26 protein-coding genes and 1 pseudogene are annotated in these 25,134 nt (G+C 59.2%); 13 read left to right on the plus strand and 14 right to left on the minus strand.

Features of this window, described 5'->3' with window-relative positions; translation table 11 throughout:
* The first annotated feature begins 82 nt into the window (after positions 1-82).
* From F7R06_RS21455 to F7R06_RS21465, 3 genes and pseudogenes are all read left to right on the plus strand, one after another.
* Positions 83-1,400, plus strand: a pseudogene (locus F7R06_RS21455) (C4-dicarboxylate transporter DctA).
* Positions 1,401-1,462: 62 nt separating this feature from the next.
* Positions 1,463-2,167: a FadR/GntR family transcriptional regulator gene (locus F7R06_RS21460; protein ID WP_090325321.1), complete on the plus strand. Its 705-nt coding sequence runs from the start codon at positions 1,463-1,465 to the stop codon at positions 2,165-2,167.
* Between the two features lie 25 nt (positions 2,168-2,192).
* Positions 2,193-2,900 carry a GntR family transcriptional regulator gene (locus F7R06_RS21465; protein ID WP_090325323.1) on the plus strand — a complete coding sequence of 236 codons (708 nt, stop codon included), beginning with the start codon at positions 2,193-2,195 and terminating at the stop codon, positions 2,898-2,900.
* A 96-nt stretch (positions 2,901-2,996) separates the two neighbouring features.
* On the opposite strand, the gene yjiA is transcribed toward F7R06_RS21465, so the two are convergent.
* The 3 genes from yjiA to F7R06_RS21485 all read right to left on the minus strand — a co-directional run bounded on the left by yjiA (position 2,997) and on the right by F7R06_RS21485 (position 6,409).
* The gene (gene yjiA, locus F7R06_RS21470; RefSeq protein WP_090325325.1) at positions 2,997-3,968 is read right to left on the minus strand and encodes a GTPase; all 972 of its coding nucleotides are present in this window, start codon (positions 3,966-3,968) and stop codon (positions 2,997-2,999) included.
* Positions 3,969-4,130: 162 nt separating this feature from the next.
* Complete coding sequence (locus F7R06_RS21480) at positions 4,131-4,328, minus strand: YbdD/YjiX family protein (protein WP_007937254.1); 198 nt, start codon at positions 4,326-4,328, stop codon at positions 4,131-4,133.
* A 14-nt stretch (positions 4,329-4,342) separates the two neighbouring features.
* Positions 4,343-6,409 (minus strand): carbon starvation CstA family protein, encoded by a 2,067-nt coding sequence (locus tag F7R06_RS21485; protein WP_090325328.1) that lies wholly within the window; start codon positions 6,407-6,409, stop codon positions 4,343-4,345.
* Between the two features lie 158 nt (positions 6,410-6,567).
* Here F7R06_RS21485 and F7R06_RS21490 point away from each other — a divergent pair, with 158 nt between their 5' ends.
* Positions 6,568-6,936, plus strand: coding sequence for a PilZ domain-containing protein (locus F7R06_RS21490; RefSeq protein ID WP_090325330.1), 369 nt, complete (start codon positions 6,568-6,570; stop codon positions 6,934-6,936).
* Between the two features lie 55 nt (positions 6,937-6,991).
* Here the strand turns inward: F7R06_RS21490 and radA are convergent, their stop codons facing one another.
* Complete coding sequence (gene radA, locus F7R06_RS21495) at positions 6,992-8,359, minus strand: DNA repair protein RadA (RefSeq protein ID WP_090325332.1); 1,368 nt, start codon at positions 8,357-8,359, stop codon at positions 6,992-6,994.
* Positions 8,360-8,953: 594 nt separating this feature from the next.
* Here radA and mscL point away from each other — a divergent pair.
* Complete coding sequence (gene mscL / locus F7R06_RS21500; RefSeq protein WP_090325334.1) at positions 8,954-9,367, plus strand: large-conductance mechanosensitive channel protein MscL; 414 nt, start codon at positions 8,954-8,956, stop codon at positions 9,365-9,367.
* Positions 9,368-9,411: 44 nt separating this feature from the next.
* Here mscL and F7R06_RS21505 read toward each other — a convergent pair whose 3' ends face one another.
* Positions 9,412-10,188, minus strand: a complete 777-nt coding sequence (locus F7R06_RS21505) for a ferredoxin--NADP reductase (protein ID WP_090325336.1) — start codon at positions 10,186-10,188, stop codon at positions 9,412-9,414.
* 349 nt (positions 10,189-10,537) lie between these two features.
* On the opposite strand from F7R06_RS21505, the gene F7R06_RS21510 reads away from it, so the two are divergent.
* Both F7R06_RS21510 and F7R06_RS21515 read left to right on the plus strand, forming a co-directional pair.
* Entirely contained in the window at positions 10,538-11,269 is a 732-nt protein-coding gene (locus F7R06_RS21510; protein WP_090325342.1) for a helix-turn-helix transcriptional regulator, read from the plus strand.
* 161 nt (positions 11,270-11,430) lie between these two features.
* Positions 11,431-12,555, plus strand: coding sequence for a methyltransferase (locus F7R06_RS21515; protein ID WP_090325344.1), 1,125 nt, complete (start codon positions 11,431-11,433; stop codon positions 12,553-12,555).
* A gap of 75 nt (positions 12,556-12,630) precedes the next feature.
* On the opposite strand, the gene F7R06_RS21520 is transcribed toward F7R06_RS21515, so the two are convergent.
* The 3 genes from F7R06_RS21520 to F7R06_RS21530 form a co-directional block, all read right to left on the minus strand.
* Positions 12,631-12,798: a DUF2474 domain-containing protein gene (locus tag F7R06_RS21520; RefSeq protein ID WP_090325347.1), complete on the minus strand. Its 168-nt coding sequence runs from the start codon at positions 12,796-12,798 to the stop codon at positions 12,631-12,633.
* A gap of 86 nt (positions 12,799-12,884) precedes the next feature.
* A complete protein-coding gene (cydB, locus tag F7R06_RS21525) occupies positions 12,885-13,892 on the minus strand; it encodes a cytochrome d ubiquinol oxidase subunit II (protein ID WP_090325349.1) in 1,008 nt (335 codons plus the stop codon).
* Positions 13,893-13,895: 3 nt separating this feature from the next.
* Entirely contained in the window at positions 13,896-15,332 is a 1,437-nt protein-coding gene (locus F7R06_RS21530; protein ID WP_090325350.1) for a cytochrome ubiquinol oxidase subunit I, read from the minus strand.
* A gap of 360 nt (positions 15,333-15,692) precedes the next feature.
* Between F7R06_RS21530 and F7R06_RS21535 the strand changes: the two genes are divergently transcribed.
* Positions 15,693-16,931 (plus strand): MFS transporter, encoded by a 1,239-nt coding sequence (locus tag F7R06_RS21535; protein ID WP_090325352.1) that lies wholly within the window; start codon positions 15,693-15,695, stop codon positions 16,929-16,931.
* A gap of 2 nt (positions 16,932-16,933) precedes the next feature.
* Here the strand turns inward: F7R06_RS21535 and F7R06_RS21540 are convergent, their stop codons facing one another.
* Both F7R06_RS21540 and F7R06_RS21545 read right to left on the minus strand, forming a co-directional pair.
* Positions 16,934-17,485 carry a DJ-1 family glyoxalase III gene (locus F7R06_RS21540; protein WP_090325354.1) on the minus strand — a complete coding sequence of 184 codons (552 nt, stop codon included), beginning with the start codon at positions 17,483-17,485 and terminating at the stop codon, positions 16,934-16,936.
* A gap of 65 nt (positions 17,486-17,550) precedes the next feature.
* Entirely contained in the window at positions 17,551-17,991 is a 441-nt protein-coding gene (locus F7R06_RS21545) for a DUF4879 domain-containing protein (protein ID WP_090325356.1), read from the minus strand.
* 219 nt (positions 17,992-18,210) lie between these two features.
* On the opposite strand from F7R06_RS21545, the gene F7R06_RS21550 reads away from it, so the two are divergent.
* Positions 18,211-19,506, plus strand: coding sequence for an NCS2 family permease (locus tag F7R06_RS21550; RefSeq protein ID WP_090325358.1), 1,296 nt, complete (start codon positions 18,211-18,213; stop codon positions 19,504-19,506).
* Positions 19,503-20,582, plus strand: coding sequence for a tRNA (uridine(54)-C5)-methyltransferase TrmA (gene trmA / locus F7R06_RS21555; RefSeq protein WP_090325360.1), 1,080 nt, complete (start codon positions 19,503-19,505; stop codon positions 20,580-20,582). Before F7R06_RS21550 ends, trmA begins: the two co-directional genes overlap by 4 nt.
* A gap of 53 nt (positions 20,583-20,635) precedes the next feature.
* Here trmA and F7R06_RS21560 read toward each other — a convergent pair whose 3' ends face one another.
* The 3 genes from F7R06_RS21560 to F7R06_RS21570 all read right to left on the minus strand — a co-directional run bounded on the left by F7R06_RS21560 (position 20,636) and on the right by F7R06_RS21570 (position 21,921).
* Entirely contained in the window at positions 20,636-21,082 is a 447-nt protein-coding gene (locus F7R06_RS21560) for a DUF2442 domain-containing protein (RefSeq protein WP_090325363.1), read from the minus strand.
* Complete coding sequence (locus F7R06_RS21565) at positions 21,079-21,507, minus strand: DUF4160 domain-containing protein (protein ID WP_090325365.1); 429 nt, start codon at positions 21,505-21,507, stop codon at positions 21,079-21,081. Before F7R06_RS21565 ends, F7R06_RS21560 begins: the two co-directional genes overlap by 4 nt.
* A gap of 207 nt (positions 21,508-21,714) precedes the next feature.
* Complete coding sequence (locus F7R06_RS21570; protein ID WP_047533558.1) at positions 21,715-21,921, minus strand: tautomerase family protein; 207 nt, start codon at positions 21,919-21,921, stop codon at positions 21,715-21,717.
* A 119-nt stretch (positions 21,922-22,040) separates the two neighbouring features.
* Between F7R06_RS21570 and F7R06_RS21575 the strand changes: the two genes are divergently transcribed.
* The 3 genes from F7R06_RS21575 (at position 22,041) to F7R06_RS21585 (ending at position 24,392) form a co-directional block, all read left to right on the plus strand.
* A complete protein-coding gene (locus F7R06_RS21575) occupies positions 22,041-22,952 on the plus strand; it encodes a LysR family transcriptional regulator (protein ID WP_090325367.1) in 912 nt (303 codons plus the stop codon).
* 139 nt (positions 22,953-23,091) lie between these two features.
* Positions 23,092-23,532 carry a type II 3-dehydroquinate dehydratase gene (gene aroQ, locus F7R06_RS21580; RefSeq protein WP_090325369.1) on the plus strand — a complete coding sequence of 147 codons (441 nt, stop codon included), beginning with the start codon at positions 23,092-23,094 and terminating at the stop codon, positions 23,530-23,532.
* Positions 23,533-23,537: 5 nt separating this feature from the next.
* The gene (locus F7R06_RS21585; RefSeq protein ID WP_090327549.1) at positions 23,538-24,392 is read left to right on the plus strand and encodes a shikimate dehydrogenase; all 855 of its coding nucleotides are present in this window, start codon (positions 23,538-23,540) and stop codon (positions 24,390-24,392) included.
* A 36-nt stretch (positions 24,393-24,428) separates the two neighbouring features.
* Here the strand turns inward: F7R06_RS21585 and F7R06_RS21590 are convergent, their stop codons facing one another.
* Positions 24,429-25,106, minus strand: a complete 678-nt coding sequence (locus F7R06_RS21590) for a TetR/AcrR family transcriptional regulator (RefSeq protein WP_090325370.1) — start codon at positions 25,104-25,106, stop codon at positions 24,429-24,431.
* Positions 25,107-25,134: the final 28 nt, after the last annotated feature.

Raw genomic sequence — 25,134 nt, forward strand, 5'->3', positions numbered from 1 at the left:
ACCGGTAAGACCACAATAATTAAGTGCTGACGTCGATCGACTCATGCGGACGACGGCCAGGACACCGACCAGGATTCCTCCCATGCTCAGATGGTGCTCGCGTTCAATCTTCCTCCAAGTGGTTCTCGGACTGGTGCTCGGCATCGTCTGCGGGCTGGCCCTCCCTGAATACTCCGCTCAGCTCAAGCCCCTCGGTGACGGGTTTATCAAGCTGATCAAAATGCTCATCGGCCTGATCGTGTTTTGCGTGGTGGTCAGCGGCATCAGCGGTGCCGGCGACCTGAAGAAGGTCGGGCGCATCGGCCTCAAATCGGTGATCTACTTTGAAGTGCTGACCACCATCGCCCTGGTGATTGGCCTGGTGTTCGCTTTCAGCACCGGGATCGGCAGCGGTGCGAACATTCATCTGGATCAGCTTTCCGCTGCCGACATGGGTGACATCGCCCAGCGCGGCCAGCACATGCACACCACCACGCAGTTTTTGATGGACCTGATTCCGACCTCGGTGATCGGTGCCTTTGCGGACAACAACATTCTGCAAGTCCTGCTGTTTTCGGTACTGTTCGGCAGCGCGTTGAATCTGGTGGGCGAAGCGGCGTCGGGCATTTCGCGACTGATCAATGAACTCAGCCATGTGATCTTTCGCATCATGGGCATGATCGTGCGCCTGGCGCCGATTGGCGTGTTCGGCGCCATCGCCTTTACCACCAGCAAATATGGCCTCGATTCGCTGCAGCACCTGGGCAGCCTGGTCGGCTTGTTTTACCTGACCTGCACGGCCTTCGTGGCGTTGATCCTGGGTCTGGTGATGCGCTTGTCCGGCCTGAGAATGTGGCCGCTGCTCAAATATCTGCGCGAGGAACTGCTGATCGTCATGGGCACTGCTTCGTCCGACGCCGTGCTCCCGCAAATCATGCGCAAGCTTGAGCACCTGGGGATTGGCAGTTCGACGGTCGGGCTGGTGATACCTACCGGCTATTCATTCAACCTCGACGGTTTCTCGATCTACCTGACCCTGGCCATCGTGTTCATCGCCAACGCCACCGGCACACCGCTGGCCATGACCGACCTGCTGACCATTCTGCTGGTGTCGCTGATCACGTCCAAAGGCGCGCATGGCATCCCAGGTTCGGCACTGGTCATTCTGGCAGCCACCCTGACGGCAATCCCGGCCATACCGGTGGTGGGCCTGGTGCTGGTGCTGGCCGTGGACTGGTTCATGGGCATCGGCCGGGCGCTGACCAACCTGATCGGCAACTGCGTGGCAACCGTGGCCATTGCCCGCTGGGAAAAAGACATCGATGTGCAACGGGCGAACAAGGTACTTTCCGGCCAGGTGGGTTATACCTTCCAGCCGCGAAAACCGGCCGCTTCAGCGCATCAGCAGGAATTCTGAATGAACGCTGTGCCGGTCCACCGGGCCGGTAAGCCCCTACTACTTTCGATGCTCATGGAGCGAACAGTGATTACCTCGTCGACCGTTGTAAATTCAGTCGTGGAAAAACTTCGGGCCGCGCTGGCCCGCGGTCAGTGGCGTTCCGGCGAAATGCTGCCGGGACAACGTGAACTGGCCGAACAACTGGGCATCAGTCGCCCGAGCCTGCGTGAGGCGGTCATCGTCCTGGAAACCCTCGGTCTGGTGCGTTCCATGCCGGGCAAAGGCGTGGTGGTGCTGGAGGCCAATCTCAGCGACAGCCAAAGCCACGACAGCGCCGTCGCTGCGGCAAGCCTGGAAGACGTGCTGCAACTGCGCTACACCCTTGAGCCGTTCATCGTCGGCCTGGTAGCGCAATCGATCAGCAGCAAGGAAGTCGGGCAATTGCGCCTGACCCTGATGGACATGCGCGAAGCCCTGGAAGCCAACGACAGCGAGGCCGGGGTCAACGCCTACATCGCGTTCCACGAAGAGCTCTTCACGCTGACATCCAACCCGATCTTCCAGAGCGTGGTGCAGCAGACCAGCAACGCCCTCAAGCAAAGCGCCGAAGTGCTGCGCAACTCCCCGGAGCATCTGGCTGAACGCCTCGAAGAGAACGAAGCCGTGGTGCGCGCGATCCGCAGCAAGAACAGCGCCCAGGCCAGCGCCGAGATGCGTCGGCACATTATTCGTGAAGGCCAGCGGATGGGCATCGAATTGAACATCCCGGAAGACAACTTCGGCAGTTGAAACCGCTTCGAACTGGAGACAGGCCATGAACAGCTTCGCTTCACCGCAAACACTCGTCGCCCTGCCCTTCCCTGGAACAAATGTCGGGAAGCCCTCAGCACAGGATCTTTATTCACGGATCTTCGACGCCATTCTCGAACAGCGCCTCCCGCCTGGCAGTCGCTTTACCGAGGACAGCCTGGGCCAGATGTTCGACGTTCGACGCAGTGAAGTTCGCAACGTACTGACGCGGCTGTCCCATCAGCAAATCATCATCCTGCGAGCCAACCATCGCCCCCGCGTCGCCGCGCCCGATGCCGAGCAGACTCGGCAAACCCTGCACGCACGGCGCCTGACCGAGCTGACGCTGGTCAGACTGGCTTGTCAGCGACCGCTGCCAGAACAGCTGAAGCGCCTGCGTGCGCTGGTCGATAGCGAGCGCCAATGCACCGCGCGCGGCCCGGCGATTCGCTTGTCCGGGGAGTTTCATTTGCAGTTGGCTGAAATGGCGGGCAATGCGCCACTTGCGCATTTTCTCGGCAGTCTTGTGCCGCTCACTTCACTGGCGATTGCGCAGTTTGATACGCCGTTGGAGGGTTATTGCGTTTGGCAGGTCCATCAAGGGATTCTGCAAGCGGTCGAACTGGGGGACACCCGGAAAGCCGAGCTTTTGCTGAGCCAGCACCTGGATCATCTGGAGGCGGTGTTGCTCAATGCACAAACGATCTCCCGCCAGAATCGTGTTGCCGGTTAGATTCCCGTCGCGAGCACGCGCGCTCCCACATTTGATAATGGCGGGAGCGAGGCCGGCTCGCGATAGCGAAATCAGCCTCACCGAACATGGCAGCCCTTACTGCACCGCCACCCGTGCAAACCCCTCACGGATTTTCTCTTCCGGCAAATCATCGGCAATGAATACGATCACGCTCTCGCGCAATTCGTCCTCGGCCCATTCAGTGTCCCAGTCGAAGCCGTAAAGCTTGAGCACGCCCTGAAAAACCATGCGTCGCGGTTCGCCAAGGATGTTCAACACGCCTTTGTAGCGCAGCAATTGCTTGCCGTGGTCTTCCAGCAGTTCGTTCATGAACTCGCTGAGCTTGTCGATATCCAGGGGTTTGTCGGTGCGCAGCACCAGGCTGGAAATGCGGTCGATGGACGGCGCCTTGGTCACGGGCCGCAAACTCACGCCACCCCCGAGGTCGGCATTGAGATTGAAACCGCGCACATCAAGCAACTCGGCAAGGTCGATCTTGCCGTGATCAACCACACGAATCGGAGCGCGACGATTGATCCGGGTCAGGCGCTCGCTCAACGCGGTGAAGGTCGGCTCGTCCACCAGGTCACGCTTGCTCACCAGCAGTCGATCGGCGAAACCGATCTGCGCCTGGGCAATGGTCTGAGTCAGGTGCAGCTCGGCATGCGCCGCGTCGACCAGGGTGATGATGCCGTCAAGGATGTAACGCTCGCGCAGTTCTTCGTCGATGAAGAAGGTTTGCGCCACCGGAGCCGGATCGGCCAGTCCGGTGCATTCGATCACCAGACGATCGAAAGCGATATCACCGCTGTCCAGGCGTTCAAGCAGCAGATACAACGCTTTGGTCAGGTCAGTATGGATCGTGCAGCAGACGCAGCCGTTGGACAGCGTCATGACTTGCACCGGCTCGTCGCCCAACAGTTGGGTATCGATACCGGCATCGCTGAATTCATTTTCGATCACGGCGATTTTCAGGCCGTGTTCGGCTTTGAGCAGATGGCGCAGCAATGTGGTCTTGCCGGCGCCGAGGAAGCCACTAAGGATCGTGACGGGGATGGGAGAGGACAAAATTGATCTCCTGTTTCACAAAACTGATAAACAACACAAAACAAAAGTGGGAGCGAGCTTGCTCGCGATAGCGGCTTAACATTCAACATCACTGTTGATTGACAGTCCGCCATCGCGAGCAAGCTCGCTCCCACAGGATTTGCCGTTAACCCGCCATCCGGATCAACAGCACTTCGGCCCACCCTTGCCACCGTAACGGGCTTCCTGGCGTTCGCGGAAGAACGCCTCGTAGCTCATCACCGGTTTGTCCGGGTGTTTGGTTTGCATATGCTCGACGTAGTTGTCGTAGTCGGGCATGCCGACCATCAGGCGCGCGGCCTGACCGAGGTATTTACCGAGGCGACTCAGGTCATTGAACATGCTGCAATCCTCGATCAAGCATCCGGCAGCGCCTGGAATGGCGATTCTTTATCCGTGCGTTCTTTTTTACCCCAGGCCGCGATGCCGACCTTGAGCGCGTAGAACAGGATACTGAACACCACGAACAGGAACAGCGCGGTCAGTGTGGCGTTGGTGTAGGCGTTGAAAACCACATGCTGCATCTGCGTGATGTCCTTGGCCGGGGCGAGAATCTGACCATTGGCCAGCGCATCGCTGTATTTTTTCGCCAGCGACAGGAAGCCGATCGCCGGGTTGGCGTCGAACAGCTTGATGAAACCGGCGGTGGTGGTGCAGACCAGCAGCCATGCCGCAGGCAACAAGGTCACCCAAATGTAGCGCTGGCGTTTCATCTTGATCAGCACGACGGTGCCAAGCATCAGCGCGATACCGGCCAGCATCTGGTTGGAGATGCCGAACAGCGGCCACAAGGTGTTGATACCACCCAATGGATCAATCACGCCCTGGTACAACAGCCAGCCCCACATCGCCACGCAACCGGCGGTCGCGATCAGGTTGGCGGTCCAGGATTCCGTGCGGCGCAGCGCCGGCACGAAGGAACCCAGCAGGTCCTGCAGCATGAACCGCCCGGCACGGGTGCCAGCGTCGACCGCCGTCAGGATGAACAAGGCTTCGAACAGGATCGCGAAGTGGTACCAGAACGCCATGGTGTTTTCACCCGGCAGCACGCTGTGCAGGATCTGCGCGATGCCGACCGCCAGGGTCGGCGCACCACCGGCGCGGGCCAGGATGGTGGTCTCACCGATGTCCTTGGCCACTGCTTGCAGGGCGTCCGGCGTGATGGCAAAGCCCCAACTGCTGACGGTTTGCGCAACGGCCACGACCTCACCACCGACCACGGCGGTCGGGCTGTTCATGGCGAAATACACGCCTGGCTCGATGACCGAGGCGGCGACCATGGCCATGATGGCGACGAAAGACTCCATCAGCATGCCGCCGTAACCGATGTAGCGGGCGTTGGTTTCGTTATCCAGCAGCTTCGGCGTGGTGCCCGAAGCGATCAATGCGTGGAAACCGGACACCGCGCCACAGGCGATGGTGATGAACAGGAACGGGAACAGACCGCCCTTCCAAACCGGTCCGGTACCGTCGATGAACTGGGTCACTGCCGGCATTTTCAGCTCGGGCATGGTGATCAGGATGCCGATGGCCAGGGCGACGATGGTGCCGATCTTGAGGAAGGTCGACAGGTAATCCCGTGGCGCCAGGATCAGCCACACCGGCAGCACCGCTGCGACGAAACCGTAGCCGATCAGCATCCAGGTGATCTGGATACCGGTGAAGGAAAACGCCTTGGCCCACACCGGATCGGCGGCAATCTGCCCGCCCAGCCAGATCGACCCCAACAGCAGCACCACGCCAATCACCGAGATTTCACCGATGCGGCCCGGGCGGATGTAACGCATGTAGATGCCCATGAACATCGCGATCGGGATGGTCGCCATCACCGTGAAAATACCCCATGGACTTTCGGCCAGGGCCTTGACCACGATCAGCGCCAGCACCGCGAGGATGATAATCATGATCAGGAAGCAGCCGAACAGCGCGATGGTACCGGGAATGGGGCCCATTTCTTCACGGACCATGTCACCCAGGGAACGGCCGTTGCGGCGGGTGGACATGAACAGGACCATGAAGTCCTGCACGGCGCCAGCCAGCACCACGCCGGCGATCAGCCACAGCGTGCCGGGCAGGTAGCCCATTTGCGCCGCCAGCACCGGACCGACCAGCGGACCTGCACCGGCAATGGCCGCGAAGTGGTGACCGAAAAGGATGTGTTTATTGGTGGGGACGTAATCCAGACCGTCGTTGTTGAGCACGGCGGGAGTGGCCCGTCGCGCATCGAGTTGCATGACGTTGTTAGCGATAAACAGACTGTAGTAGCGATACGCAACCAGATAAATGGCCACGGCAGCGACCACAATCCACAAGGCGTTGATCGCCTCCCCTCGGCGCAATGCCACGACACCCAGGGCGCACGCACCTATGATTGCCAGCACCAGCCAGGGTAGATGGCGTAGCGGGCTATTATTATTTTTCATTTTATTATTCCGGCCAGAGTGGACAAGAAAGACAGCCACCCCGAGTTTAGACCTCCTGACGGCAAAGGTCATACCCCGACATTGGTCTAGCCGCTCCCCTCGCTGGCAGCCTTGCGTACGGCGGGTCTATAGTCAGCGAACCTAACGAGGATTGCGCCATGAGCAACCACCCTGCCGACCGCCGCCGCTTCAAACGTATTGCGTTCGATGCCCGAACCGAGCTCCGTCAGGGTGAATGCACCTGGCCGGTAAAACTGATCGACCTGTCACTCAAGGGCTTGCTGATCGAACGGCCCACCCCGTGGCTGGGCAATCCGCAGCAGGATTTTTTCGTCGACATTCATCTGTCCGAAGACACCGACATTGCCATGGATGTCGAGTTGACCCACGAAGACAAAGGCCAGCTCGGCTTTGTCTGCCGGCATATCAGCCTGGAATCCATTGAGCGCCTGCGGCGGGTGATCGAGCTCAACCTGGCTGACGAAGCCGAACTTGAACGAGAGTTGGGTGCCCTGATCGAAATCTGACGAACCGACACCATCCCGAAGCTTGCTCCACAGGGATCAAGTCCAGCCCGGAAACTTATTCGAAGAGTGCGTCCAGTGCCTGCTCCAGTCTGGTCACCGCAATAATCTGCAGACCCGGCGGCGCCTCTTTCGGCGCGTTGCCCTTGGGCACGATGGCGCGCTTGAAGCCGTGCTTGGCGGCTTCTTTCAGACGCTCCTGGCCGCTCGGTACCGGACGCACTTCACCGGACAGCCCCACCTCACCGAATACCAGCAGATCATGAGGCAACGGCCGGTTGCGCAAGCTGGACATGACCGCGGCCATCAACGCCAGATCGGAAGCCGTTTCCAACACTTTCACACCACCGACAACGTTAAGGAATACATCCTGGTCGTGGGTGGGAATTCCGCCATGACGATGCAACACCGCCAACAACATCGCCAGACGATTCTGATCCAGTCCCAGGGTTACCCGGCGCGGGTTGGCCAGATGGCTGTCATCCACCAGCGCCTGGACTTCGACCAGCATGGGTCGGGTGCCCTCCCACGTTGCCATGACCACACTGCCCGGGACTTCTTCCTGAGCACGGGTCAGAAAAATCGCCGAAGGGTTGGAGACTTCTTTCAGGCCTTTGTCAGTCATGCCGAACACGCCCAGTTCGTTCACCGCACCGAAACGGTTTTTTACCGCCCGCAGCAGGCGCAATCGCCCATCGGATTCGCCTTCGAAATACAGCACGGTGTCGACCATGTGTTCCAAAACGCGAGGCCCCGCCAATGCACCCTCCTTGGTGACGTGGCCGACCAGGAAAATCGCCGTACCGCTCTGCTTGGCATAACGCACCAGCAACGCGGCGCTTTCGCGAACCTGGGACACGCCCCCCGGAGCCGATTGCAACTGCTCGGTGAAAATCGTCTGGATCGAGTCGATCACCATCACCTTGGGCTTTTCCTGGCGAGCCGTGGCGATAATGGTTTCGATACAGGTCTCGGTCATGACCCGTAACCGATCCTGAGGCAACCCAAGGCGTCGGGCGCGCATGGCCACTTGCTGTTGGGATTCTTCGCCGGTGACGTAAAGTGCCGGCATGCTTTTGGCGAGGTTGCACAAGGTTTGCAGCAGGATCGTCGATTTGCCGATGCCGGGATCACCGCCGATCAGCACCACCGAACCGTCCACCAGACCGCCGCCCAACACCCGATCCAGCTCACTGGACGCCGTGGAAAAACGCGGAATTTCCTCGACGCTGACTTCGGCCAGGGTCTTGATCTGTGCCTGTTGCCCCGCCCAACCGGTACGACCACTGGGCGCTGCCGCCCCGCCGCTTTCCACCATGGTTTCAGTCAGCGTGTTCCAGGCGCCGCACTCGCCACACTGGCCGGCCCACTTGGGGAACGTTGAGCCGCACTCGGTGCAGCCATACATGCGCTTGGCCTTGGCCATCGGAACCCCCGGCAAAAATCGCGATGATAACCCAGGTGACGCGCATCAGTGCGGCGCTGGCGTCCGCCGAGTCACCGTCTACAACTTTTGAGAATGGGTTGATACATGTAACGATGTAGTTAATTAAAAACCTATACAACTTTTTAAAATCAACCGCCAACTTCGTATATAAGCTTGTACACACCCATTACAACCACCAAAACAACGTACAACACACACATAAAACTCTTGCAGCACACCAAACAAAAAAATGCACCAACCATTTACTTAATCTTTGCTGCCCCCTTCAACACGCCTGCTCAAACTTCAAAACCCACCAAACCTCAAGTAAAGATTAATTCATATTTCCATGCTCAATCCCGCCGCTTCCCCCTCTCAATTTTCCACACCTGGACAATAAATCAGCGCAACAGATTGACCGCAAAAAAGCCTGGAAACCCCTTTTCGCTCTCGCTGCGATGATGGCATTTTCAAACTTTTTGGCGTCGATCCGGTCGACAGCAGGCAGCACTTGTAAGCAGGCGTTTCGAGCAAGATGCGTTTTGCTGATTTACACTGCGTTCACCAACCTCATCTGTAACAAGGAAATAACCTATGGGCGTGATAAGTGAGTTCAAGGCCTTCGCGGTCAAGGGCAATGTGGTCGACATGGCCGTTGGTATCATCATCGGAGCCGCCTTTGGCAAGATCGTCACGTCATTTGTCGGTGATGTGATCATGCCACCAATCGGGCTGTTGATCGGTGGGGTGGACTTCAGTGACCTGGCCATTACGCTCAAGGCGGCCGAGGGTAACGTCCCGGCGGTGGTATTGGCCTACGGTAAATTCATCCAGAGCCTGATCGACTTCCTCATTGTCGCTTTCGCGATCTTCATGGGTGTCAAAGCCATTAACCACTTGAAACGCGAGGAGGCGGTCGCGCCAACCGTGCCGCCGGTTCCGACCAAGGAAGAAGTGTTGCTGGGCGAGATCCGCGATCTGCTCAAGGCCCAGAACAACCGGCCTTGAATGCTTCCACTGAGTGAAATCGGCGCCCTTGAGGCGCCGTTTTTTTACCAGAAATTTTCCACTGCCACCTGGCCAGGTCGCCGGCTGAGGCTCAAGTGCATACCGCGCTGCTTGAGCAATTTGCGCGTGTCATCGATCATCTGCGGATTGCCGCAAAGCATCACCCGCGAGTGTTCGGGCGAAAGGGCCACGCCGGCCGCCCGCTCCAACTCTCCATTTTCGATCAGGGTTGTAATACGCCCGTTCAAGGCACCCGGATGCTGTTCGCGAGTCACCGTGTTAATGAGCTGCAGCTTGTGCGCGAATTCCGCCAGGTACTCGCGCTGCGCCAGCCCCGCGATAAGGTCTTGATAAGCCAGCTCCCGTGACTCACGGACGCTGTAGACCAGGATGATCCGCTCGAATTTTTCCCAGACCTCGAAGTCCTGCAGGATCGACAGAAACGGCGCCAGCCCCGTGCCTGTGGATAACAGCCACAGATCACGCCCGTCAACGAAGCGGTCGAGCGTCAGATAACCAAAAGCCGGGCGATCGACCAGCAGCGTATCGCCGACACCCAGTCGACTGAGCTCGCTGGTGAACTCCCCTCCCGGTACGACAATGGAGAAGAACTCAAGGTACTCATCAAACGGCGACGACACCATGGAATAAGCGCGCCAGACCGTGCTGCCGTCAGCCTTGGTCACGCCCAGCCGGGCAAATTGCCCCGCGCGAAAGCGAAACCCCGGATCCCGCGTAGCCCGCAGCGTGAACAGGTTCGGTGTCAACGGCTGGACGTCGAGGAGGGTCTGGCGAGTGAATTTCTCGTCACTGACGGTCATGGGGCGCTCCATTCAACAGATGGCCCAGTGTCTCGCAAATAGCACTCTACATACACCCATGTTTTGTAGTGTCTTTTTAGAGCAACTACTCTCCTCGTATAACTTACACAATTTGTTTAAATAACGCGCCATCTACAACGCCTTAAAATGACAGTGCACATATGATAAGCGAACAGTGTAATGCGCCCCTTACACCCAAATCGTTAGAACCATAATCCAAACTTTTTTTAATTAAGCAAAACAAAATATTATCAACATCATTGTAGGATTCATCCTACAATCCCAAGACTTCGACCAATTGGATCCAATCTCTACGCCATACATCAACATCGAAAACAGGAGTCTCATTATGGAGAGATGGAAGGTTTCTCAACTCACAAAACTGTCATCCACCACTGATCTTGATACGGCTTACCGGATATCACTGAGTTTCGCGAAAAATATAGGCTTCAAATTCTTCGGCTTTTCAACCAGTTACACTTCAAATACTGAGAGGCTGAGTGCTATACGGCTAAACAATTACCCATCCGACTGGAACGCCGGTTACGAGATCAGAAAACTGGCAGGCATCGATCCGGTAGTGGCGCATTGCTTTCAATCAACAATGCCCATCCTCTGGACCGAAGAGCTGTTCGACAACACGCGATGTCTCTGGAATGAGCTTGAGCAACAGGGATTGCAACACGGTTGGTCGCAAGCCATTCACGACGAAGAAAGCGATCTGTGCAGCATACTGAGTCTGGCGCGCAGCCACTGCCCGGTCAGCGCCTGGGAGCTGTACGAAAATCTGGGTTTCTCCGTGTTCATTGGGCATCACCTGCATAAGCTTGTTGCGCTGACACTGCCCAAAAGGCTCGCCACACCGCCCATCCCGGAACTGACGTTGCGGGAAATCGATGTGTTGAAGCTCGCCGCGGATGGCAAAACTGCCTACGAAAGTGCCAGGATTCTTAGTCTCAGCCCCCGAACGATCAATTTCCATGTCCAGGAGACCATTCGCAAATTTGGGGTGAGCAATAAGATTTCAGCCGTCATCGCCGCCGCCAAGGCTGGCTACCTCGACAGAGATGCGCATCGTTAACCGGAAAACCTGCGAGTAATCCACTACAAAAAAACGTACCATTTGCGGTCCTTCCTGAGTGATGACGTGTGACTTATCCACGACGCATTCCACTCGGACGGCCCCGCCGCCAAGACAGCCTGGGCTGCGGGAAACCCGTTGATTACCCAGAGCCCCGCCCCATGCCCTTGCTCGAAACACCCTTCGCCAGCCTCGACCTGATCCGCCAACCCGAACAGCAGAACGAACCGCTGCAAGCCTTTGATGCGGCAGATGAGTACCTGCTCAATCATCTGGCCGAACAGCAACCCTCGGCTGAGACGAGGGTCCTGGTGCTGAACGACAGTTTCGGTGCATTGGCAGCCAGCCTGGCAGGCAAGGTCTATGTCACCAGCAGTGGCGACTCGTTTCTGGCCTTTCTGGGCCTGGAAAAGAACCTGGCGCGCAATGGGCTGGCATTTGATGCTGTGCCCCATGTCCCCGCCAGTGAAGCGCTCAAGGGTCCCTTTGACCGGGTACTGATCCGGGTGCCAAAGACCCTGGCGCTACTGGAAGAACAACTGATCCGCCTGCAAGGCCAATTGGCTCCGGGCACCCAGGTGATAGCGGGCGCGATGATCAAACACCTGCCGCGTGCTGCGGGCGATCTGCTGGAGCGCTACATCGGCCCGGTGCAGGCGTCCCTGGCGGTGAAGAAAGCACGGCTGCTGATCGCCACGACTGAAGCAAAAGTCTCTGTGGTATCGCCCTACCCGACTCGCTATCGACTCGATGCACCGGCCATCGAACTGCTCAACCACGCCAACGTGTTCTGCCGTGAAGGCCTGGACATCGGCACGCGGGCGTTTCTGCCACACCTGCCGAAGAACCTCGGCAGCGCACGGGTCGCCGACCTCGGTTGCGGTAACGGCGTTCTGGCGATCGCCAGCGCCCTGCAAAACCCCGAGGCCCATTACACCCTGGTCGATGAGTCGTTCATGGCTGTGCAATCGGCCGCCGAAAACTGGCGCGCCGCACTGGGCGAGCGCGATGTGGTTGTACGCGCGGGCGATGGTCTGGCCGGGCAGGAACCTCAATCGCTGGACGTGGTGTTGTGCAATCCACCGTTTCACCAGCAGCAGGTGGTCGGCGATTTCCTGGCCTGGCGGATGTTCCAGCAGGCCCGGGAAGCCCTGGTGACAGGCGGTGCGTTATACATCGTCGGCAACCGTCACCTGGGGTATCACAGCAAGCTCGCGCGGTTGTTCCGCGGGGTCGAGCAAGTGGCTGCCACGCCGAAATTCGTGATTCTCAAGGCCCGCAAATAACCAGGCGCAAAAAAAACCCTCCATCGGAGGGTTGTAAATCCGCGCCTTAAGGCTGCGGGATGGGATGTCAGGTATTCAGTGTGTGGTCAGGCCGGCGGCGTTCATGAACATCCGCATCAGGCTGGCGACGATAAACAATGCGCCGACGCTTCCCGCCCAGATCAGGGCCAACCAGCCGAGCCGCTGCCACAGCGGCTTTTTTTCGGCTTGCTCGATGTCGTGCAGGGAATGTTTGTTGCTCATGGCCTAAACCTCCAATCAAGGTGGGTGGCGCCTGTCGTGGCGCCATCGCGAACAATCTCGCTCCCACAAATCCGCGCAACAAAAGCCTAGTGGTAACCATCTTCATGGGTGACCTTGCCGCGAAACACGTAATAGCTCCAGAAGGTGTACCCGAGGATGAACGGGATGATGAACAGCGTGCCCACCAGCATGAAGCCCTGGCTCTGCGGCGGTGCCGCGGCGTCCCAGATCGAGATCGACGGTGGCACGATATTCGGCCACAGGCTGATACCCAGGCCGCTGTAACCGAGGAAGATCAACACCAGCGTCAGCAGGAACGGCGTGTAGTGCGCATTACGGGCCACCGCACGGATCAGGCCGTACAAGGTCACCAATACCAGGATCGGCACCGGCAGGAACCAGAACAGGTTCGGCAACGTGAACCAGCGCGCCGCAATCTCGGCATGGGCCAGTGGCGTCCAGATGCTGACGATACCAATCACCGCCAGCAATACGAACGCCAGGGGTCGTGCCAGGTCATGCATTTGCTCCTGCAACTTGCCCTCAGTCTTCATGATCAACCACGTGCAGCCGAGCAATGCATAGGCCACTACCAGTGCAGCCCCGCAGAACAGGGTGAACGGCGTCAGCCAGTCCAGTGACCCTCCGGCGAACTGACGATTGACCACCGGCAAGCCATCGATGAACGCCCCCAGCGCCACGCCCTGGAAGAAGGTTGCCGCCACCGAACCACCGATGAACGCCTTGTCCCACAGGTGGCGCTTGTCGTCCCTGGCCTTGAAGCGGAACTCGAAGGCCACACCGCGGAAAATCAAACCGATCAGCATGAACATCAGCGGCAGGTACAACGCCGAGAGCACTACCGAGTAAGCCAGCGGGAATGCACCGAACAACGCGGCGCCCCCCAATACCAGCCAGGTTTCATTGCCGTCCCAGACCGGAGCGACGGTGTTCATCATCACGTCGCGGTCACTTTTGCCGGGGATGAACGGGAAAAGAATCCCGATCCCCAGGTCGAAGCCGTCCATGACCACGTACATCATGATGCCGAAGATGATGATCACGGCCCAGATCAGCGGAAGATCAATACCCATGATTCAAACCTCCTTGGTCGCGGTGCGGTCGGCATCGGCGTGTTCATCGTCGGCTGCGGACAGCGGACGTGCCGGTGTGCGTTTCTGGCCAGGCCCCCCTTCGTTGGTCTCCTTGCCTTCGTCGATCTTCGGCCCTTTGCGCACCAGGCGCATCATGTAGCCCAGACCGGCACCGAACAGGGCGAAATACACCACGACAAACAGGATCAGGGTGATGCTCATCTGCATGAAGCTATGGTTGGACGACGCATCCGCCGTACGCATCAGGCCGTAGACCACCCAAGGCTGACGACCGATTTCAGTGGTGAACCAGCCGGCGAGAATCGCGATCAGGCCGGACGGCCCCATCCACAACGCCAGGTACAGGAACGGCCGCGAGGTATAGAGCGTGTCGCGCTTGCGCAGCCACAGGCTCCACAACCCGGTGAAGATCATCAGGAAGCCCAGGCCAACCATGACCCGGAACGACCAGAAGACGATGGTCGAATTCGGCCGGTCTTCAGGCGGGAACTCCTTGAGCGCGGGTACCTGTTTGTCCAGGGAGTGGGTCAGGATCAAGCTGCCGAGGTAGGGAATCTCGACGGCGAATTTGGTCTTCTCTTCTTTCATGTCCGGCCAGCCGAACAGGATCAGCGGCGTTGCCTCGTTACCTTTGTTTTCCCAGTGGCCCTCGATCGCGGCGATTTTGGCCGGCTGATGCTCGAGCGTGTTGAGGCCGTGGAAGTCACCGATGACCGCCTGAATCGGCGCCACGATCAGCGCCATCCACATGGCCATCGAGAGCATGGTGCGGATCGCCGGGTTGTCTTTGCCGCGCAGCAAATGCCAGGCCGCCGAGGAACCGACGAAGAAGGCCGTTGCCACGAACGCCGCCGTGGCCATGTGCATCAGGCGATACGGGAACGACGGGTTGAAGATCACCGCCAGCCAGTCGGTCGGAATGACCTGGCCGTTGATGATTTCGAAGCCCTGCGGGGTCTGCATCCAGCTGTTGGACGCGAGAATCCAGAAGGTCGAGATCAAGGTGCCAATGGCGACCATGACCGTGGCGAAGAAGTGCAGACCGCGGCCCACCTTGTTCCAGCCAAACAGCATGACGCCGAGGAAACCGGCTTCAAGGAAGAAGGCCGTCAGCACTTCATAGGTCAGCAACGGTCCGGTCACTGACCCGGCGAAGTCCGAGAAACGGCTCCAGTTGGTGCCGAACTGATACGCCATGACCAGACCCGAAACCACGCCCATGCCGAAGTTGACCGCAAAGATCTTCGACCAGAAGTGGTAGAGGTCGCGGTAGGTGTCGTTGTGGGTTTTCAGCCACAAGCCTTCGAGTACTGCCAGGTAACTCGCCAGACCAATGGTGATGGCAGGAAACAGGATGTGGAACGAGATGGTGAACGCGAACTGAATTCGGGCGAGATCAAGAGCCTCTAAACCGAACATAAGTCTTCCTCTGTCAGGTAGTACGGCTGCCGGCGCGAAGCCTGCATCCACGGTTCCCACGGGTATGGAGTGCGGCGAATTCGAATTCGTTCTTTTTTTACCAGCATCGCAACGCAGGGAGTCTGGCGTTCTGGTCACAGGATCAATTCCTTTCGAGGGTGTTGATCTGGATCAAGCAACGTTGAAAGAGTAGTCCCATTTGCGGGGATGAACCGCGTGGTCTTTTGCCGCGTGACAAGTTGCCTCACCGGGGCGAGCCCGACGAATCGGTGTCTAGCTAACTAAATTTCCCGAGATGGCAACTTCCTGTTACAGCTTGATGATAATCTCTCCCTTTCCCACACCCAGATCTGCCTCCAGATGCCCAGCCAAGAGCCCTTGCTGTTACGTCATCACCGCCCATTCATCGCGTTCTGGCTGGCCCGGATCTTTACCGCCAGCGGCTTTCAAATGCTCACGGTGGCCATCGGCTGGAACCTGTACCAACTGACCGGCAACGTGCTTGACCTGGGTCTGGTCGGGCTGGTGGAGTTCGCGCCGCGCGTGCTGTTCATGCTGCACACCGGGCATGTGGCGGACCGCTACGACCGGCGCAAGGTCGCGGCGATCTGCCAGTCCGTGCAAGCGCTGATTGCCCTGTCGCTGGCGATCGGCAGCGCGACCGACCATGTCACCCGGGAAATGATCTTCATCCTCGCGTTCCTGCTCGGCGCCGCGCGCTCCTTCGAGATGCCGACCACCCAGGCCTTGCTGCCGAGCATCGTGCCGGGGGCCTTGTTTCCACGGGCCGTCGCCGCCGCCCAATCGGCCCAGCAGTCGGCAACCATCGTCGCCCCGGCCCTCGGTGGTTTGCTCTATGCCTTTGGCAGTGTCTGGGTCTATGGCCCGACGGTGATCCTTTACCTCATTGCCTGCTCGCTGATGCTCAACCTGCCCGCCCGTCAGACGCCGCTGAACAAGGGCAAAGCCACCCTTGATTCGTTACTGGCCGGAATTCGCTTCATTCGCAGTCGCCCGGACATTCTCGGGGCCATCTCCCTGGACCTGTTTGCCGTCCTGCTGGGTGGCGCGACGGCGTTGCTGCCGGTTTTTGCCAAGGACATTCTGCTGACCGGCCCGTGGGGCCTGGGTCTACTGCGTTCGGCGCCCGCGGTGGGTGCGCTGTTGATGTCATTGTTCCTGGCGCGATTTGCCGTGGAACGCAACGTCGGGCGAGTGATGTTCACCGCCGTGGGCGTATTCGGGGTGGCGACTATCGCCTTCGGCCTGTCGACCTCGTTCTGGTTCTCGCTGGGCGTGCTGGTGATCCTGGGCGCGGCGGACATGATCAGCATGGTGATCCGCGCCTCGTTCGTGCAACTGGAAACCCCGGACGAAATGCGCGGCCGGGTCAGCGCCGTGAACGGGTTGTTCATTGGCGCTTCGAATCAATTGGGAGAATTCGAATCCGGCCTGACCGCCCACTGGTTTGGCACGGTGCCGGCGGTGGTCATGGGCGGTATCGGCACGCTGGTGGTGACTGGTGTCTGGATCAAGCTGTTCCCGAGCCTGGCCGGCCGCGATCGCATGCATGTGCCGAAGGAAGGAGCGAAGGTCTGACGCTAAACCAGCAACTCCCCGGCCACCACCGTTCGAGTGGCCTTGCCGCAGAGTTGTTCCACCAGCGCCAGGGCGAACGGCAGCGCGGCGCCCGAACCCTGGGCTGTGATGCAGTTGCCATCGACCACCACCGGTTGATCGACGAAGGTGCAGCCTGACAGTTGATGGCTGGCCGAAGGCAGGCAGGTCATGCGCCGCTGACGCAACACGCCAAAAGTCTGCAGCGCCAGCGCGGGGGCCTCGGCAATGCCCGCGAACCAGCGACCGGCTGCGGCCTGGTCCTTGATCAACTGTTGCAAGGGTTGATGGTTCGCCAGGTGCTGCGCCCCCACCGCGCCGCCGGGCAGGGCGATCAGGTCGAATGGCTGCGCCAGCAGGTCCACCAGCATGGCATCGCAAGTCAGGCGGGTGCCGCGGGCGCAGGTGAGCATGCGTCGCCCCTCGATGCTGGCCACCACCACTTCCACTTTGGCGCGGCGCAGCACGTCGACCAGGGTCACGGCTTGCAGGTCATCGATGCCCTCGGCGAGGGTAATCAAGGCTCTAAAGGTCATAAGGGCAATCCACGGAGTGATCCTTAAAGCGTAGTCAGCTTTCCCGCCTCATGTTCGAACCCCTCTTACTTGATGTAGAGCTGCGTCGATAGGGTGTTGCCCGGGGGATTGATCGAGGTGTCGCTGAAGGTGAACGTGCCTTGCTGCTTGCCCGCCAGATCGAAGATGTATAGATAGCCAACGGTTTTCCTGCCGACGGTGCATTCCGTCAGGTTGCCGTTATCAAAAGCGCAGACCGGGGTGCGGGTACCGTTCACCTCAAAACCGTCCAGGGCGACATGCGCCTCACGCCCATAACCGACTTCCAGCACGAAAACCCGAATGTTCGGCCCTGCGTGATTGCAACGCGTCTCCACTTGCCCTTCGGCAATGCTTTCAAAACCGCAGGCCGGTGACTCGACTTTGAGCACTTTCAATTGAGTCAAGGGTGGCGCCGAGGCCGCCGAGGCCGTTTGTGCCCCCAGGGCCAGCAACATGCCAATGCCGATAAACAGACGCTTTTTCATGCAATACCCTTCCCAAAAAACAGCGCGCAGTATGGCTGACTTGGGCCAAAGGCAAAACATCGACGACGATCACCGCCATAAGCAGCCATAACCCCACGCTACTGGTATGATGCGCGGCTTTTTCCGACCCAGCGAAAATTCTCGGGCGCCTGCAACGGCCTGTGCTTTGCTGTTGAGGTCGATACATTCACGGCGCCGGGCGCGCCACGGGGAGCAGACATGCTGGAAAGGCTGTTTCAACTCAAGGCACACAACACCAACGTACGGACCGAGATACTGGCGGGCGTCACCACCTTTTTGGCCATGGCCTACATCCTGTTCGTCAACCCGAGCATCCTCGGCGAGACCGGCATGGACAAGGGTGCGGTGTTTGTCGCGACCTGTCTGGCTGCCGCCATCGGCTCCACGATAATGGGGCTGATCGCCAACTACCCGATCGCCCTCGCTCCGGGCATGGGCCTGAACGCGTTCTTCACCTACACCGTGGTCCTGCACATGGGTCACACCTGGCAAGTGGCGCTGGGCGCGGTGTTCATTTCGGCGGTGTGCTTCTTCCTGCTGTCGATCTTCCGCATCCGTGAATGGATCATCAACAGCATCCCATTGCCATTGCGCTCGGCGATTGCCGCCGGTATCGGCCTGTTCCTGGCGCTGATCGCCCTGCACAACGCCGGCATCGTGGTCAGCAACCCGGCGACCATGGTCGGCCTCGGTGACCTGAAGCAACCGGCACCGATCCTCGCCACCCTCGGCTTTGCCCTGATCGTCGCCCTCGAAGCGCTGGCTGTGCGTGGCGCCGTGCTGATCGGCATTCTGGTGGTGACCATTGTTTCGATCGCGATGGGTTTCAGCCCGTTCGGCGGCGTGATGTCGATGCCGCCTTCGCTGGCTCCGACCTTCCTGCAACTGGACATCAAGGGTGCATTGGACATCGGTCTGGTCAGCGTGATCTTCGCCTTCCTGTTCGTTGACCTGTTCGACAACTCCGGCACCCTGATCGGCGTCGCCAAGCGCGCCGGCCTGATGGGCAAGGACGGCCACATGCCGAAAATGGGCCGCGCCCTGATCGCCGACAGTACCGCCGCCATGGCCGGTTCACTGCTGGGCACCTCGACCACCACGAGCTACATCGAATCCGCCGCCGGCGTGAGTGCCGGTGGCCGCACAGGCCTGACCGCCGTCGTGGTGGCGATCCTGTTCCTGCTGGCGCTGTTCTTCTCGCCACTGGCCTCCAGCGTTCCGGCGTTCGCCACTGCCCCGGCGCTGCTGTTCGTCGCCGTACTGATGACATCCGGCCTGGCCGAAATAGACTGGGACGACATCACCGTTGCCGCACCGGTGGTGATCACCGCCCTGGCGATGCCGTTCACTTACTCCATCGCCAACGGTATCGCTTTCGGCTTCATCTCGTGGACCGCCATCAAGCTGATGTCCGGTCGTGGCCGTGAGCTGAACCCGGCGCTGGTGATTCTGTCGATTCTGTTCGTGATCAAGCTGGGTTGGTTCAACGCATGACTTTTGATTCCCAGGCCTACGCCGCTCAGCTCGAAGAAAAGGTCACGCGTCTGCGTGACCTGCTGGCGCCTTTCGATGCGCCGCAGCCGACCGTGTTCGACTCGCCGCTGCAGAACTTCCGCCTGCGCGCCGAATTCCGCCTGTGGCGCGAAGCCGGCGAGCGCCACTACGCGATGTTTTCCCAGGAAGACAAGCGCACGCCGATCCTGATCGAAGAATTCCCGATCGCCAGCCAGCGCATCAACCAGTTGATGCCGCAGCTCAAGGCCGCCTGGCAAGCCAGTTCCGCCCTGAGCCACAAGCTGTTTCAGGTGGAATTCCTGACCACCCTGGCCGGCGACGCCATGATCACCCTGTGCTACCACCGTCCGCTGGACGAACACTGGCACGCGGCGGCCTCGAAGCTGGCGGAGCAACTGAACGTCAGCGTGATTGGCCGCTCCAAGGGCAAACGCGAAGTCATCGGTCACGATTACGTGGTGGAGAAGCTGGAAGTCGGCGGCCGTACCTTCAGCTATCGCCAGCCCGAAGGCGCCTTCACGCAGCCCAACGGCACCGTGAACCAGAAGATGCTCAACTGGGCGTACGAGGCACTGGGCGATCGCCCGGACGACTTGCTGGAACTGTATTGCGGCAACGGCAACTTCACCCTGCCGCTGGCCACTCGCGTGCGTAAAGTACTGGCCACCGAAATCAGCAAGACCTCGGTCAATGCCGCGCTGAGCAACCTCAGCGAAAACGCTGTGGATAACGTCACGCTGGTGCGTCTGTCCGCCGAAGAGCTGACCGAAGCCTTGAATGAAGTGCGGCCGTTCCGTCGCCTGCACGGTATCGACCTCAAGAGCTACGAGTTCGGCAGCGTATTCGTCGACCCGCCGCGCGCCGGCATGGACCCGGACACCTGCGAACTGACCCGACGCTTCGACAACATCCTCTACATTTCCTGCAATCCGGAAACCCTGGCGGCGAACATCGCCCAACTGCACGACACCCACCGCATCACCCAATGCGCGCTGTTCGACCAGTTCCCCTGGACCCACCACATGGAATCCGGCGTGTTACTGACCCGGCGCTGAGTGCAGGTGCCAGACATGAAAAAGCCGTCTCCGCGACGGCTTTTTTTGTGCCCTCAAGGGGTGACATCAACCTTGCGCGGACGCCCTCCTTTTTTGCCATTGGAGCGTGCAGCCTCAGCCTTGGCCGAGCTGCTTTGACGGCCATTGCGTGAAGCGACTACCGAAGTCGCCATGGCCATCAAAGGCGGGCACGCCGATATCATCTCTGCTATGGATACATGCAGATCCTTACCTTCGTGGCAAAGCGCAGCACCGGCGTAACCGACCTTCAGCCGGTTGAAGTCCTCGGCCTCGAAACCGTCGAATTCCGAATAAATTTTGACCGGCAGCAACACACCACTGCCATCTTCGAAGCTGACGGCCAGACACGGGTCCAGAAAAGCTACCGCCGTGGCCTGTAAACCGCTACGACGGCGTAACTCACCTCTTTCAATGGCTTCGTCCAGGCGACTTTCGGTGACCGGTCGATCAACCAGCGTCCCGGCTTTTATGGTTTTCATAACTCGATCTCCACACCTTCTTGTGCGCCTTTGAGAAACAGCAGCGTCTTGTTCGCTTCGGGCTCATAACACGCAGAACCAATCTTGTAAGTCGCACCGGCAATCCCTTTCACCCATACGACCTCATTGATTTGCCCGTCCCACAACTGGTTGTCGAGACAGACCGTATGTATTTTTCGCCACCAAATGCCACGAGCGCGCTGCAGATGGGCAGGCTGCATGAGCGATTGACGCAATCCCTCAAGCACCGCCAATGGCGGTCGTCTCGACAGCGGAATGACATCCCAGAGTTCAACGCCGTTGTGCCAGAAGCAAAACTTGAACCTCGCACTCCACGTTCCGCCATCCACATGCGCATGCGGTGGACAGTGTTCATCGCGCAGCATGGTCACCACTGAGAGCCCTTTGTAGCTGCATACTTTCATGCTAACCCATCCGTTAGGTTAATGAGTCAGAAGACTCGACATTCCCTGGAAATCTGACAACCGGCACGACTCACAGAATCGTCAAAGCGCTTCTGAGACTAGCGTTCAGTCCCATCCGTGGCCGACCCACAGCCTTGGAAAAACGTAAACAAACCTTTCCCGACACCCACAAAAAAGCCGTCTAGACGACGGCTTTTTTCACCCGATTCACCCCGGCAAATTCTTTCGATATTCCGTGGTGGTGATGCCCTTATACCCCCAGTTATCGGTATCAATTTCCTCGATCACGATGTGCGTCAGCTCAGGCGGTTTGCCGAGGACGCGCTGCAAGGTTTCGGTGATCTCCGCGATGACCTGGGCTTTCTGCTCCCGGGTCACGCCGTCACGGGTAATACGAACGCTGACAAAAGGCATGCTGTATCTCCTGCTCGCTGATCAAGAAAGGCTCGGCACAAGGAACTCACTGTATCCGTGTGCAAGCATCTGATAAATACTGATTCACACACTTCATTTGATCCCCGGTGTAATCAATCATGCAGCGACAATTCGACGATCTTCAGCTAGGCAGTATCGAGCTGTTTTGCCTGGCCGCCGAGGCCGGCAGCTTCACATCCGCCGCACTGGTGGCGGGCGTCACCCCGGCCGCCGTGAGTCGCTCGGTGTCACGCATGGAAGAGCGCCTGGGTGTACGGCTGTTCGCCCGCACCACCCGCAGCGTCAAACTGACCGACAGTGGTCGGCGCTACTACGAGGAATGCCGCCAGGCGCTGGCCCAACTGGTTGAAGCCCAGCGCGAAGTCATGGGCCAGCAGCAAGTACCCTCCGGGACCTTGCGCATCAGTATTCCCACCACCTACGCCCACCATCGAATCCTGCCGTTGCTGCCGGCCTTTCGCGCGCGTTTCCCGGCGGTGAAGGTCGAGTCGCACATCAGCAATCGCAATATCGATTTCGTCGGCGAAGGCTATGACATGGCCATTCGTGTGCGGGCCATTCCGGATTCAGGCCTGATCGCCAGGCCGCTCGAAGACGCCGAACTGGTGATGGTTGCGAGCCCCGATTACCTCCAGCATGCCGGCACGCCGCAAACCCTCGACGACCTGCAACACCACGAATGCATCCAGTACGAACTGCCCAGCAGCGGCCGTCGTATCGCCTGGCTGTTCAACGACCACGGCGTGCAGCGGGAAATTCTGGCCGAGGGCAACTTCAGCTGTTCCGACGACGTATTGGGTGGCGTGACCCTGGCCAAACACGGTGCCGGCCTGTTTCAGACCTATCGCTTCATTGTCGAAAAGGAACTGGCCGATGGCTCGCTGCTGGAAGTGCTCAAGCCATACGGCGGGCGCTCGCGACCGTTCACCTTGCTCTATCCGCAAAGTCGCCACGTCCCCCTTAGATTGCGGGCGTTTATCGATTTTCTGCTTGAGCATCTGCCACGTTGAACACGAAACCGTCCGATCACCGCACACAAACAGTCCGGTGACTCGCTCTTCAATTGACCGAATTAACCAGTTAGTACAATTTATCTCCACAGGCTGAAACCTCGGCCAATGCCAAAAATAATAAGTGGAGAAAACTTCGATGCCCCCCATTATTCTGGTGCTCAACGGCCCGAATCTGAACCTGCTCGGCACCCGTGAACCGGAGACCTACGGCCACGAAACCCTCGCTGACATTTCCGCGTTGTGCGGTCGTACCGCCGAAGAATTCGGCCTGGCGGTGGAGTTTCGCCAGACCAACCACGAAGGCGAACTGCTCGACTGGATTCACAACGCCCGCAACCGTTGTGCCGGCATCGTGATCAACCCGGCCGCCTGGACCCACACCTCAGTGGCAATCCGCGATGCGCTGGTTGCCAGCGAATTGCCCGTGATTGAAGTGCACTTGTCCAATGTCCACGCCCGTGAGCCTTTCCGCCACCACTCCTTCGTCTCGGCCATTGCCACTGCGGTGATGGCCGGGTTCGGCAGCCACGGCTATCGCCTGGCGCTGGAGCATTTCAGCCTGCGTTTGAAGGGGTGAACATCATGAGTCAGAACCACACGGTATTGGCCGGACTGATCGGCGCCGGCATCCAGGCATCCCGCACCCCGGCACTGCACGAGCATGAAGGCGATGCCCAGGGCCTGCGTTACCTCTATCGCCTGATCGACCTCGATCAGCTGCAACTCGACAGCAATGCCCTGCCCGACCTGCTCAGTGCCGCCGAGCGCATGAACTTCACCGGGCTGAACATTACCTTCCCGTGCAAACAGGCGATCATCCCGCTGCTCGACGAATTGTCGCCGGAAGCTCGCGGCATTGGCGCGGTGAACACCGTAGTGCTCAAGGATGGCAAACGCATCGGTCACAACACCGACTGCCTGGGATTTGCCGAAGGCTTTCGCCGTGGCTTGCCGGGCGTTGCCGTTGATCACGTCGTACAAATGGGTGCCGGAGGCGCGGGTGCCGCCGTTGCCCACGCGCTGTTGAGCGAAGGCGTGCAGCAGCTGAGCATTTTCGATGTGGAAATCAGCCGCGCCCAAAGCCTGGCGGACAACCTCAATCAAACGTTCGGCAGCGGCCGCGCCGTGGCGGGTCTCGATCTGGCGCGGAGCCTGGCCGAGGCCGACGGCCTGGTGAACACCACGCCCATGGGCATGAAAAAACTGCCGGGCATGCCCGTGCCGGTCGAATTGCTGCGCGCGCAACTGTGGGTCGCGGAGATTGTTTACTTCCCGCTGGAAACCGAACTGCTGCGCAACGCCCGCGCCCTGGGCTGCCGGACCCTGGATGGCGGCAACATGGCAGTGTTTCAGGCGGTGAAGGCGTTCGAATTGTTCAGCGGCGTGGTGCCCGATGCCCAGCGAATGCTGGCGCACTTTCAAAGCATGAATGGCTGAAGGTCTTTTGTGGCGAGCGAGCTCGCTCGCCACGATTCAGGCCTGCAAATAGCGCAGAACCGACTCGCAAATCATCTCCCGATGACGCTGCTTGATGCGTTCATCCGGCAAATCAATCTGGAAAATCTCACCAAAGGTGTGACGGTTCGACACGCGATAGAAGCAGAACGAGCTGATCAGCAAATGCACATCCAGCGGATCCAGCCCCTTGCGAAACAGCCCTTCCTCGGCACCGCGACGCAAAATCTCGCCCAATGAGTCGAGGATGGTGTTGTTCATCGCCTTGATCGCATCGGAACGCTTCACGTATTCGGCGTTGTGAATGTTTTCAATGCTGACGATGCGCACGAAGTCGACGTTGCGGTCATGGTGATCGAAGGTGAATTCCACCAGCCGCCGAATCGCCTCCACCGGGGCCAGTTCGGTCAGGTGCAGTCGGTTTTCGGTACTGCGAATATCGCCGTAAAGCTTTTCCAGAACCTCGACGTAGAGCTGCTCCTTACTACCGAAGTAGTAATAGATCATGCGCTTTGAAGTGTGGATGCGCTCGGCGATCGCATCGACGCGAGCCCCGGAAAGCCCCTGCTGAACGAACTCGACAATGGCTTCTTGAAGAATGTTCTCGCGGGTTTTTTCCGGATTGTTTTTGCGACTCTTGCGCGGCTCGACAACCGGTTCGTCGGACGCTAAGGAGAGTTCTGAAGTCATTGTCATTGCGGGCTCACGGCCATCACTGCACAGG

This window comes from Pseudomonas moorei, from assembly GCF_008801475.1.
Lineage (GTDB): Bacteria > Pseudomonadota > Gammaproteobacteria > Pseudomonadales > Pseudomonadaceae > Aquipseudomonas > Aquipseudomonas moorei.